The sequence below is a fragment of the Escherichia sp. E4702 genome (genome assembly GCF_963883545.1).
Classification (GTDB): domain Bacteria; phylum Pseudomonadota; class Gammaproteobacteria; order Enterobacterales; family Enterobacteriaceae; genus Escherichia.
Genome location: NZ_CAWORF010000039.1, coordinates 115,225 through 128,075, shown reverse-complemented (window position 1 = coordinate 128,075; position 12,851 = coordinate 115,225). Strand labels below are relative to the sequence as shown.

General features: G+C 39.6%; 9 protein-coding genes. 4 read left to right on the top strand and 5 right to left on the bottom strand.

Annotation, left to right across the window (positions count from 1 at the left end; genetic code table 11):
• Nucleotides 1-1,846: 1,846 nt before the first annotated feature.
• On the top strand, nucleotides 1,847-3,286 hold the full coding sequence (locus AACU94_RS23820) for a hypothetical protein (RefSeq protein ID WP_135488377.1): 1,440 nt from the start codon (nucleotides 1,847-1,849) through the stop codon (nucleotides 3,284-3,286).
• Between the two features lie 137 nt (nucleotides 3,287-3,423).
• Here AACU94_RS23820 and AACU94_RS23815 read toward each other — a convergent pair whose 3' ends face one another.
• Nucleotides 3,424-4,464, bottom strand: coding sequence for an IS481 family transposase (locus tag AACU94_RS23815; protein WP_135488376.1), 1,041 nt, complete (start codon nucleotides 4,462-4,464; stop codon nucleotides 3,424-3,426).
• Nucleotides 4,465-5,157: 693 nt separating this feature from the next.
• Between AACU94_RS23815 and AACU94_RS23810 the strand changes: the two genes are divergently transcribed.
• Nucleotides 5,158-5,679 carry a bactofilin family protein gene (locus AACU94_RS23810; protein WP_167856166.1) on the top strand — a complete coding sequence of 174 codons (522 nt, stop codon included), beginning with the start codon at nucleotides 5,158-5,160 and terminating at the stop codon, nucleotides 5,677-5,679.
• A 99-nt stretch (nucleotides 5,680-5,778) separates the two neighbouring features.
• Here AACU94_RS23810 and AACU94_RS23805 read toward each other — a convergent pair whose 3' ends face one another.
• On the bottom strand, nucleotides 5,779-6,135 hold the full coding sequence (locus AACU94_RS23805) for a C40 family peptidase (RefSeq protein WP_167856165.1): 357 nt from the start codon (nucleotides 6,133-6,135) through the stop codon (nucleotides 5,779-5,781).
• A gap of 1,026 nt (nucleotides 6,136-7,161) precedes the next feature.
• Here AACU94_RS23805 and AACU94_RS23800 point away from each other — a divergent pair.
• Complete coding sequence (locus AACU94_RS23800; protein ID WP_135488373.1) at nucleotides 7,162-8,373, top strand: conjugal transfer protein TraF; 1,212 nt, start codon at nucleotides 7,162-7,164, stop codon at nucleotides 8,371-8,373.
• Nucleotides 8,374-8,924: 551 nt separating this feature from the next.
• Here AACU94_RS23800 and AACU94_RS23795 read toward each other — a convergent pair.
• The 3 genes from AACU94_RS23795 to AACU94_RS23785 form a co-directional block, all read right to left on the bottom strand.
• Nucleotides 8,925-9,152, bottom strand: a complete 228-nt coding sequence (locus AACU94_RS23795) for a hypothetical protein (RefSeq protein WP_135488372.1) — start codon at nucleotides 9,150-9,152, stop codon at nucleotides 8,925-8,927.
• 518 nt (nucleotides 9,153-9,670) lie between these two features.
• Entirely contained in the window at nucleotides 9,671-10,114 is a 444-nt protein-coding gene (locus AACU94_RS23790; protein WP_135488371.1) for a hypothetical protein, read from the bottom strand.
• Between the two features lie 639 nt (nucleotides 10,115-10,753).
• Nucleotides 10,754-11,125, bottom strand: a complete 372-nt coding sequence (locus tag AACU94_RS23785) for a winged helix-turn-helix domain-containing protein (RefSeq protein ID WP_135488370.1) — start codon at nucleotides 11,123-11,125, stop codon at nucleotides 10,754-10,756.
• A gap of 1,099 nt (nucleotides 11,126-12,224) precedes the next feature.
• Here AACU94_RS23785 and AACU94_RS23780 point away from each other — a divergent pair.
• Entirely contained in the window at nucleotides 12,225-12,842 is a 618-nt protein-coding gene (locus AACU94_RS23780) for a fimbrial protein (RefSeq protein WP_135488369.1), read from the top strand.
• Nucleotides 12,843-12,851: the final 9 nt, after the last annotated feature.

Here is a 12,851-nt window from a genome sequence, read left to right as displayed (position 1 = left end):
AAGGTATTGGATAACAGAGCTCAGAAGTGAAGGTTCGCGGCGTGGTTATCAGGTAAAGAGTGAGCGATAACTGATAAAGAGCTTATAGAGTGCTGTTACATTGAATTGTGACATATTCACGGGGTGATTAACTAAGGTATCTGTTATATCTGTATGATTTATCATGCATATTTTTGTGGCTGCTCGTTATTACAAAAAATGAAAGGTCGCTCTGATGGTTTCCATAACATAATATCTACTCTCTATAGTTTATGCTGCTCGATATAGTTTAGATTGTAATAATATGCTTATCTCCAGCTTCGTTTGAGCCGACTCATCTTTGTATCATTCTAAATGAGTTTATTAATAAACCGTAAATAATTCATAGTGATAACTATCTTTTTGCATAACTGGTTTGGATAGCTAGTGATTATGTAAATTTCTACGACCCTCATATGTCAATGTTGGCGTGTTACTCACTGTAGCTTATCATCCTGAACAGATGTGTTCTGTCTATAGTTTATAATAAGATGCAGAATTCTTTATTATCATCAGTAAGCGTATAAATAATCGATTCAGGTATTAATACGGATCACTACAACGTACTAACAGTTTCCAATGTCTTTTTTCCTTTCAATCAGTTATTAGCAGGATGGTTTTCCTCATTTGCTTGTACCTGTCTGTAGTTAAACCACTTTTATAGTACTAATTTTTGTATGGGAGTTAATCTTTTTTGCTTTCGATTTTTAGTTCGTTTCTGATACCTCATAGTCTGTTGTCTGAAGTGAAGATAATAGCATCTGTATTCTTTCCTAAGCTTTTGCCATTAGTTTAGTTCGCCACTTTGTGGAACTATGGCATTATTTTTCACTTCATATGCTACTTTCAATTATTAGTAACCATAATCAACCTTTTCTTCGCTCGATACGTGTTGTCGACGAACAAACATCAACTAATTGTTTTAGCTGAGTGTAACTGTGCCGATTTCACCGTGAAATTGATGTGTAAAAACAATATAAATCAATATGTTATTGATGGTTTTTCTATGGCGAAATCGTCAGAGACAACAGATGATGCGGTAGCCTGTCACTTTGTGATTTTTAGCACAACTAGCCAGATTTTTATTACCTGTGCATTGAATCCGGAACTGAAGGCGAAATTCTTACGTCAAATTTGTGAACTACACAGTAGATCAATGAGCCGGTTAACTGAATAGCCAATGAATGACCTGGTAAAAATAAGAGACAATGAGTTGGTTTAAATCGTGCACGCTTAAAAGGTTATTCATATTTAATGTTGTCATAAATGTGATGAGGTACCCGAAGTAAGAGCTGATTCGACGCATGTTAAAGGGCTGACAAAAGTATCCTGAGCCCGCATTACGCTGCATTTGACGATTTCAACCTGAAATTTTTTGAAAAAATGTAGTAAATCAATGGATTGCTCACATTTAAGATTGGCGAAAGATCCTGAACGTTCACGACAAAGAATGGTGCAGTAAGCGCATAATTTTTCTGAGGGTAAAACTGCATTGCTAAAAGATAGATTATCGTAAGGCGATAACCTGATAGAAAAGATGCTTATTTCAGAATGTAATGGCTATTGTATACCACGAGTTCCGCATGTGACTTTTCAGGAAAGAGAGAAGAAGCGTACAGATAATTACTGAACTGTTTGCCTGTAAATGGTATTGCGCTATCGGATGTTTGAACCGGTGGCGCCTTTATGACTATTGGTAAGTTTGAATAAAAGGCTGAAAGGATTTGGCGCCATGGGAGCCACTGATGATGTGTTCTGTGCTTGTTGAGTAGTTGTGCAGACATCTAAAGTTCAGTGTGCTGATCCTGTTGAAAGGAGGATATCGCATATGTCAGAAAAAGATGGCCAGAGATGCTCTTCTGTATGTGTGATGAGTTATTCAGACACCGTTCCATTGAATGGAACAGATGCGTATTCGACTAAATGCGGGATGGAAATTGCTGCGGCAAATGTAGATTGTGGCAGCGTTAATACTATTGCCGATTATGTAATTCATGCCCCCTCTAACATCATCATGCATGTCATTAACCAAAATTTTGGCAAGGGTCAAAAAAGAGAAGCGCAGGTCATTACGGGGTTATTCATGGTATCGTCGCAAATAACAAAGATGCCTGAAAGCGTAGAAAAACAACGTGCTCAAAAAAACTATGCTGGAACATTGCGTTACTTAGTCTCTCAGAAGCATGTCAGTTTAACGTTATTTGTATCCGTAAATGATAAAGCTGATCGCATCAATCATCGACTATTAAACCGATTGCTTGATATTGCAAAAAACGCTGATTATCAACAGAAGTTGCTGCAGACGTTTCAGCTCACAGATATCAACTTCTTTATGCATGGTGTTGATGATAAGGAGGCAAAAAAAACAGGGATTTACGGGACATTAGTTTTTCGTAATGAGACTTCATCACACGATAGTAGTGACATACCAACATCTGTCCAGTTTCCCATTCAGGTAGAAGATGTAAGTAAAAAAACTTACGTGCTGTCATTTATCAAAAAATATTATTATCCAGATCCTCATGAATGCACCATTGAAGGTGATTTTGTCGGTATCGCACAAATAGCAGAAAAATTAGATAAAGCACGTCTGCGAGCTTTAATCGGGGCAGAACGTTACCAGAAAGCTAATAATAAGCTTAATGAATCAATTACGAACTTATCGCACGATATAACGCAATGTATTTCTGGCGTATTTGAGCTGAATGACATAGAGGCGAATTTTAACTGGATTTATCACTATATAGATGTTGTAAAAAAAGAACATGAGAATAGAAATGAAGAATATAAAAAATGGCAAAAGTGGTCATTACAGTACATAGATTATGCAAAAAGATTCTTAGATAACACACTGACCATACAGAACTATATAAGTGCTGTTTTGGAGATTGCTGCCGGGCTAAATGCTTTAGGTGATGACTATGCTGTTGTTGCCAGCAGGTATCTTGGTTCAAAAGGCTTTAACATGGATAGTCATGGTAAAATTAAAGCAAAATTTAGCATTCCTTCCATCTTAATAAATGGGAAATTGGCAGATTACAATTTTGAATCTGGTTCAGAAATAGCGATTCTTGCTGAGGCTGAACGTTGCTATTTAAGCTGTGAGAAAACTGAATTTATATGTCAGAGTCATGATATTGTCCCTGCCGTTGACTCTTCTCTTGAGTTCGAAGTTAAACAAATCATTGAGCAAGTAATTTATTATAAGAATAGCGGTAATGAACTTATAAAGCGTGGCGCTGCCATTTTCATTGAAGGGTTAGGTTAGTTACAACGGCGTGTGACTCACTATCCCTGAGCCTGGGATTACCTGCTCAGAGCATTCCTCAGATATTTTTCACATAAGCTGTATTAGCTCAGACCTGATCTGACAGTTACCGGTTATTTATACAGGTATCTGTCAGATTACATCTGGCTTAAATTTTTCTCGACCCAGATGCGCTTTCCATCAAGTAACGTTTCCATTGGCGTCCGCCCATTGCACATTTTTCCCTGATGGGTTCGCTCATTATTATAGTGAGCCAGCCATTCATCAAGATCCGACTGTAATGTATCAAGATCGCCGTACAGTTTTTTACGGAACGTTACCTGATAAAATTCGTTCAGGATTGTTTTATGGAACCGCTCGCAGATGCCGTTGGTCTGCGGGGACATCGCCTTTGTTTTCGTGTGTTCTATATCGTTTATTGCCAGATAAAGCTGATAATCATGCTGCTCTACTTTGCCACAGTACTCCGTGCCTCTGTCGGTCAGTATTCTCAGCATCGGCAGGCCCTGAGACGCATAAAACGGCAGTACACGATCATTCAGTAAGTCAGCCGCGGTAATCGGTGTTTTGGTGACGTAAAGCTTACAGTGAGCCACTTTCGAGTACGTATAAACGAACGTCTGCTGATAAATACGCCCGACACCTTTCAGGTTGCCTACATAGAACGTGTCCTGCGAACCCAGATATCCCGGATGAGCCGTTTCGATTTCGCCACAGGCCTCGTCATCACTGGCTTTACGCTCCAGTGCTGCGATCTGGCTGTCAGTTAGCTCAATGCCATCACGGGCTACTTTTTCTTCCAGTGCTTTCAGACGTTTTTTGAAATTCTCAAGGTTATGGCGTAACCAGACAGAACGGACACCACTGCCGGAGATAAAAACGCCCTGTTTACGCAGCTCGTTGCTGGTCCGGTGCTGACCGTGTGCCGGGAAAGCGACGGCGTAATCAACAACAGCCTGTTCAGTTGCCTCATCGGTACGGTTCTTAAGGTTAGGAGCGCGGCGACTACGATTAATCAGCGCATCCACACCGCCTTCATCGGCCAGTTCGCGGTAACGATAAAACGTATCACGCGAAACGCCCATGATTTTACAGGCTTTTGATACGTTGCTGAGTTCTTCAGCCAGATTGAGCAAACCGGCTTTGTGTTTGATAACGGGATTGGTAGTATGAAGCATGAGAGTTACCTCGTGTTTTGTATAAGGATTCGACACCCATATCAAAACCGGTAACTCTCAACCTTTCAAGGCTCAGTGTCAGATCAAGTCGCGACTAATACACATAAGCATTTCAACGACTTTGTATCGGTTCATCCTCGATACAAAAGCCTCCATCAACTATTTATACCCCTGAGAACAGCCTTCCTGGCGCTTTCCGCTTAAGCTCGTGACTTTTACTCTTTAGAATTTTTCCCTTTGTGCCGATTTGTACAGTAAGTCAATGTTCGTGACGGCAACATTGCAGTCTGGCTTTATGCGTATACCCACAGAAGAAGAGTATGTTATGTCCCGAACCATGATTATCGAAAATCAGAGTCAGTATGTTGAGATGAAAAGCAACACATCGCCGTTATTCAGAGAAAATGCAGCGAGCACAATAGCGATGATGAAGGCGCTATTCCTGGGAAGGATATATGGCCTTAATATCATCTGGCGGCCGGTGTTTCCCGAAGATATCGTTTACTGATGAATTTACCAATGAAATCTCTGGCTCATGATTACAGACCTGACTATCGGTTTCTCAACGCGGGAATAATGTTCTGGACCCTGGCATTAATTTTCTGGTATTCAGGAAAACTGTTTATCTCATCCATATTATTTTTCTTCATAATTTGCTCTTTCTCCACTCATTTTTTAAAGAAAAGGATACTCATGATGTTTAATAAATCTAAAGCAGCAAAAGATAAGTTAGAAATAGTGTCAGAAAAGGAAAGTGCAGACACCAGCAGTTCCTTAAAGAAAATTGAAAACAGAAATTTAACTAATGAGAGTGGAACAGATAGTACGGTTATTGCCAGTGATGTCGTTTTTGATGGAAACATAAATTCTAATAAACAAATATATATCTATGGTTGTGTGAATGGGAATGTCCTTGCTAAGGATGGACTGGTAAAAATAATGCGTAATGGCGTGGTGGAAGGCAATATTACCAGTCGGGAATTAATTATTGATGGCGTTATAAAAGGGCACTGTCAGTCTGATTCTGTCGATATTTATGAAAACGGACGACTGGATGGTACGTTAGTTTATGTTTCTTTATCTATTAAAAAAGGTGGTGTTTTGACTGGTAAGGCTGAAGTACTAACGTCGAGTCCTGCAAAGCAAAAAATTGTCGATCTAAAGAGTGAGAAGGTCATTGCTGTTCCAGAGCAACCTGCAGTACGTGGAAAGTGATAAACTGAGCTATCTATATTTTTCTGGGGAGATCTCCAGTCCATTCACGCATCGGATGTCCTGAAGTCCTCCCAATTTAGCACACAGGGACTGAACGCCTCAGGCAATTATCAGACGCCTGGCTCCCAGATAATGACGGCGGTAAAAATCTTTTTCCAGGCTGACAATTTTGACATTTTGCCCCGTATGCGGCGCTTCTATGAAATGACCATTTCCCACATAAACACCGACATGATCGACTTGTTCCCCATGCATTGAGAAAAATACCATGTCGCCGGGTTGTAGAAGCATATAAGGCACATGGTGTGCCTGTGGCATGGAATACATTCCGGCGGCGGTCCTGGGAAGGGTAATGTGAAAATTCTTACGCCACGCGTACCAGATAAGACCACTGCAATCAAATCCGGTTTCAGGAGAAGCGCCTCCCCAGCGATAGGGTTTACCCAGCTGTGCCATCAGCGTATTAATGAAGACTGTATTGGGCGACAATTTATGCTGTTTTGTTGAGTGGGATGTTTTTGTTTTGCGGTGATGGTTAACGACAGGAGTGTGTCTGACGTGGTGGACCGGCGATGCCAGTGTTGAGGCATGGTAACCTAACATCAGTAAAAACAATAAAGAACGATGATGTCGATACATAATGTAGACCTCTCGTTAATTTGTAGAAATTCCGATGCTGTAAATTCATCCGATGATTTCTTTAAGATTTCTTTGAACCCGAGAATTGGCACGATGTGTAAAACCGTTAACGCTGGACCGACTTTTGAACGGGTAGAAAAGATCGGATTTTGTACGTCTATCATTGCAAGGGGTGACTGGAATATCCTGATGGTGTCGTGATGAAATTCTGATGAGAAATCATAAAGCAGGACTTGTTACAATGAATCTACTTTGCTATTCGGTGATGGTGAGAACGTGGAATCCGGGCTGTGTTTCCTTAAAGTAATCTACTCATTGGCGTGGCCATTTAGATATATCACCAGTGATTTATTTGTTAATGAATTGTACGCCTGATAGTGATTCTATTTTATTTAAGTTTGGATTTAGATATTTTATAAAACAGTAGTAACTGAATGAAATTAAATAAATATAAATCAAATTACTTGTAAAATACGCAAGACATGCACGTCCTAGTTAACACAGGAATGACGTGCTTGTAAGTAGTGAATTAAACACAGATTGCTGCTCACGTAATTTATACTCAATAAAATCAACAATTAAGCTTGTGAGATTGCGGCTGTGGTGGTGATGCATCAGCTTCGGAGTATTAAAAAATATTGTTAGTTACTGCGATTAATATCTGTGAACTTACCGGTTGGTTAGGTGTCTTGAGTTATTGAAAACAAGCTATTTTGGCATCGATTAAATATAAGTGTCTTTCGTCGAGAAAACTGCATGCCTTTTTTGATGGACGACACCTGTATATAGCTTCGATGGGATATTTATTAAAAACAATCTATTCTTTTAGCCGGGAAAATAAAAATGAAATTTACGCTAAGTCAGTATTCTCTGCTGACCTGTGCTTTTTTTATTGCGCTGTCTGGTAATACTCAGGCGGCTACGACCTATATGGAAGCCAGTAATGATGCTATGGGGGGAACGGGGGTTGCATCGTCGCATTATTGTGCGGCAGGACTCGCTAACCCGGCACTGATGACAAATGCCACTGCTTCCGATGATTTCAGCATGATTCTGCCGTCAGTCGGAGTACAGGTATCGGATCCTGACCATTTGCAGGATGGTGTGGATGGTGTGAAAGATGCATGGGATCGCTATGAGGCAGAACTGTCTGCTACTGGGACACCTCTGGAGGCAGCGACCGATCTGCAACATCAACTGGAGAAATTTAAAAATACACAGGTGAATGTACAGGCCAGTGTGGGCATGGTCGCGGCTGTCCCTAACAGTCAATTGCCTTTTGCCCTGATGATGAAGTCATGGGGGACAGCAACGGTAGAGGGAAAAGTCAGCAATCATGATCTGCAATATCTGGATGATGTGACTAAGGGTAAAATTATTCCAACAGCGGATGACCCTGATACGTTGACATCGAGGGCTTACGGTCGAGCGGCGGCGGTAAGTGATGTCGGAATTGCCTTTGCCAGGGCATTTGAGACTAACGGATTCAGATATTCCCTTGGTGTGACACCAAAATATCAGCGTGTAGATTTGTTTAATTACAATACCACGGTACAACATTACGACAGCCACGATTTCCGCAGCCGTGAATACCGTAACACGACTGGCGGGGCTAATGCCGACATTGGTTTTACCACAGAACTGAATGAACACTGGATGCTGGGGCTGGCTGGACAAAATATTGTTCCCCGCAGCATTGATACGAAAGAGGTTAATGGGCTGAAAGAAACCTTCAGAATTCGCCCGCAGGTGACTGCCGGGGGCTCATGGCATAACGGAATCGTGACGACTGCGCTGGATATAGATCTGACGCCGGCCAGTGGTTTTATCCGTGATAAAAAGCGTCAGTTTGCGGGTCTGGGGGCTGAATTTAATGCCTGGAATTGGGTGCAATTACGTGCGGGGTATCGTCAGAATATTGCCTCTTCAGAGGGCAACGCATTGACTGCCGGTATCGGCATTTCTCCATTCAATGTGGTGCATCTTGATCTGGCTGGTCTGATTGGTGCTGATCGGACGTACGGTGCAGTGGCCCAGTTGAGCGAGACTTTCTGACAGAAACCAGAATCCGGGGCTTACAGTAACATATTGCTGTTTTAGTTTGGGCATATAGCGGCGCTGTGAAAAATATAGTGAAGCGTATGCCCGTAGTTTTGTGGCAAGCTGTCGATGTATGATGTCAGTAGGGGAAGCTATATAGCAATACAATCATGTACCGGTAATGAACAGGGATATATGGAAGAATACAAAAAGCGCACTGACTAAAATTCTAACGATAAAGATAATCGAACGTAATCATATTTAGATGATGTTATTTTAAGATAAAAAATACCCACCATGATACATGGTGGGGAAATCGAACAATGAGTAGGACGGTTGTAGCAGGAGTTACCTCACACAAGAATCATTATTAACAGGATTAAAAATTGTGTATATAGGGCCATTGCCTGACAAAGTTTTATTTTGATAATTATTCTTATCACTTACCTTACATAAGTACTTTGACTTTGGATATCCATCCCCTTTGTTGCATACAAAGTTCCATCCACTCATAACGAGTATGTTCATTTACATCAATCACATAACTTCGTAAGGCTGGTGAACTTTCATACTTTTTTTTGCAGTGCTTGTTGTTGCGACATTTTTTCGACGTGTGTTTCATAAACTGTTCTTTCCGCTACTCTATTCTTAACGGGATATTTCTCTTCAGCCAATGTTCCGCATTCATATTGTGCAGTTGAAAGATCCTGGGCATCATAGCGAGTGCGTTGCCATTCTGTTGTACATCCTGATAATATGAATGAGAATAGTAGTAGTAAGTGTATTTTTTTCATATCATGTTCCTTATGTTCTGTTTGAGTATCGACTTCTTATATCACACACACTACGTTTGTCTAACTGAACAGTATCGTCGAAGCGAAAATTATATTATTGATCTGTGTAATAAAAATAATGGAAAAATATAAAAATAGAAGATTTGTATCAGATATTCAATACAGTTGATTACTTATGTCTGTGATCATTGAAGGTGGTTAGATATGTCATAATCCTCAGGTGCTTAGACGCTAACTGGCATCAGACAGTTGTTATCACCCTTGTTACGAAATGATGACGAAAACCAGGATACGATAGTTCAGAACGTAAACTCAGTTATGGTTGAGTATGGAATGGTCATAGAAAAATAAGAGAAACAACAGGGGCATATACGGCGGAAAATCGTGGATGCGGGAAGCATGAAGTTACCGTAACAAAAATAAGGATATCTTCTTAGTGAAGAACAGCAGTAATAGTCATTCCCGTCTGGTGACAGGAATGCATTATCAATGATAAATGTTAAGCTGGCGGGTTAGCTTTATTGTAAAACGGCATTTCTATGAGGAAATGGGGTATGGTGATCAATAACAAAACGGGTAACTTTACCGGTTATAGAAGATAAATCGCAGCGGAAATAAAATGGAATCCATTTCTCCCCGGAAATAAGGTATTGGCCATTGCCAGTTAGTCTGATAGGACTATGTAATATTAAAGTGTTTTGTTCCCCGTCACTGAGAATGACTTTCTCGACGAGAGATTCCTGTCTTTGTATAACAGTCGTTGCAACGGGGCGGCATAAGAATTCTGCTATTTGATGTGCTTCAGTCCACTCGTTCTTGATCACCGTTCTATCTTGTTCATTACTGATTTGTGTTGTCATGATTTCTTCAAGATAATTTTTTTGCTGTGTAGTAAGAACTGAAGAAAAGGAAATTGTGGGAAGAATTAGTGCACCGGTAAAAAGCAATCTAGCTGTTATCATGTAATTCTCCATTAAAAACAATATAATCCATAATTATTGAACTACCAGATACATTCATTTTTACACGAAAAATAATAAAATCTTGATGATAATTATGAAATCTGGCATTACCTGTCATTTGATTACATCAATGAAGAATAACAAGTTGCTGGGGAATATTGTTTTGGTTATAACGTAATGAAATGCACATTATGATCGGAGACAAACGATATCAAGGAACATGTTTAAAATTCACCATGTAACTCTGGACGTAACCAAAGATACCGGAGGAACTGAGGAATCATGCAAGGTGCGCCTCGTCAGTAACCCGAACTTGTTAACAGTCAAAGGTAAGGTCGTGATACAACCTTGCCATTAAAGAAGATGAAAGATGCAATAGAGTTGCATTTTCTGCTAAGAAATTAGTTAGAAAATAATTTACGTGTTAATTATATTGCCTGTAAATGTTTTGTCAGGAATGATACTGTGGTTGCTATATTGTAGTGCTAATAAAAATATTCCCCTGCCATCCGAATGCACAGAGGAACAATAGCTGAAGTATTGCGTAATATTGAAATTTAATTGTTTGAATATCATTAATAAGGGCCTAAACTATTAGGCTAAATAAATAATTATAGGTATAGGGTGTGTGGATTGAACTCAAATAAAATTTAATATTAGTGAAACAAAGCGAGTAATTAAATTACGTCTTATCGCATTTCCAGCTCCTTGTGCATGAATGGTCATTTTATAACCTCGCTTGTAAATATTTTCGATTATCACTGGTCCACCTACAGCATCAATTTTTCTACGAAGCTGAAGAATAAGCTGTTGAATGTTATTATTACTGATTACCTCCCATCGTTCTCCCCAAACAGATTGAGCAAGTTCATTTCGTGGTAGAATACTATCTGACTGCTGCTTGTGCATCAGCGACGAAAACAATGCCGCTTCTTTTGGGCTTAATCGGGTCGACTTTTTACCAAACATAAGTACACCGGTTTCATCATCAAAATTCAATTCAGTGTTCATATTATATCTCCTTGCCAAATATGTATTACCATATAAACATTAATCTATTATCAATACGTGAAACTGGTTAAAACAAAATAATTAATAACCACCTGATAACAGAATTCTGATACTGTCATAATTATTTTTATGTCCCTGGTGATTTTTTTGTGAATTTTGGCAGGCACTTATGTAAATCAAAAGTTTAATAAGCAAGATAAAAGTTACTTGACGAAATGAAGTATACACAAAGAACCTAAGGTAATTTTTTCACTATTTTAAAATTAGCAATAATTCTGGATGCTATCAGCATCGCTATTTCCAGAAAGGGGGTAAAAAACGACATCGAATCCCTGAATTCTTGCACACTGGCAAAATGCAGATTGTTGCAAGTATGCCCATTCATTAATTTCCATATTCACCGTATCGGATTCAGGTGAAGACTGTACAGTGATAAGACATGGTCTGATATTGATAATGTCAGTCAGATCTTTTTTACCTCATTGATAAAGCAGGGATACGAAACACATTGATGGTGCATACCAACAAATGACCCGCTGTTCTGGATGCTTCAGAGTTCGTCCCTCGCCATAACCGAATCTACGGCAGAACCACCATTTACAGCCGGAATTCATCAACTCGTGGATAAGGTGACCAATCAGCGGTGGTTTGATCTGGCGCTGAGCCTGGGCAATCATAATGGAGCTTCATCGTTCAGAAGTCGTCAATACAATCGCTAGCACATTGGACACACCTCCTGATGTTCAGGTGTTCCAGGCTCGACTTATCGTTGATGGATGATGAAAACTTCATGTTGCGTAGCATGATCCGCAGAAATGATAAAATCAAATAGCTCCAATGAGTACAGGTACAGTATTTTGTTTTTTTTAGTGAATAATTTTATTCCAGGAATTTAGATAAAAGACACAATTATTGTTTTGATATATATCTTCTTTTTTTCTTTTTTTTATCTTGTTTCCGATACTATTTCTGATTTACAGAGCTGTATATACTCAATTACAAGATTTTTTGCTTGTGAACGATATATTTTCCTGAAAATGAGTTTAGTTTTGTAACTGGATTCTGGAATGGCAGGAGAATTTAGATATCGTTGTGAATAATGAGTAAGGTAATTATTGTGAAATATTGGTATTCAGTTAATATTCTGATGGCTATAGCTACTATGGGTGTGTGGAATAATGCTGTTGCAATCGGCAAGCCAGCGCATATTGACGTTTATGCAGAAATTTCGGAAACAACATGTGATATAAATGTATCAGATGAGAACATAATATTAGGCACTTTCTCTGCAAAAGATTTTGCAACCGCGAAAACGGATGTTGGCGCAAAATCTTTTTCCTTGAGTGCCTCTAATTGTGCCGAGTCTGGTAGTCCTACGGGGGCAACCAATAGTGCAGGCGGTGTTTATGCAGAAGTTTTATTTAGTCCAGGAATGGCTATTCCCGGTGAAACAACATTATGGAGTAACACAGGGAAGAATGATGTAGGTGTCGTTCTTAGAGGCAATGTGTATGACTTTGCTACAAAAACACCAACTGCTGCAGAAATTAAAAACAATGATTATATTCAGTTAGCAGATGTCCCTGCAGGAACAAAAGTAAGTACAATTGATGGAAAACAAGCAATTATAACCGCATCATTGCAGGCGATAACTGCTTATACTGCTGCTGCGCAGCATATTAAAGTACCTGTAGATTTCATGATGGTCTACCAATAAGCACGAGGT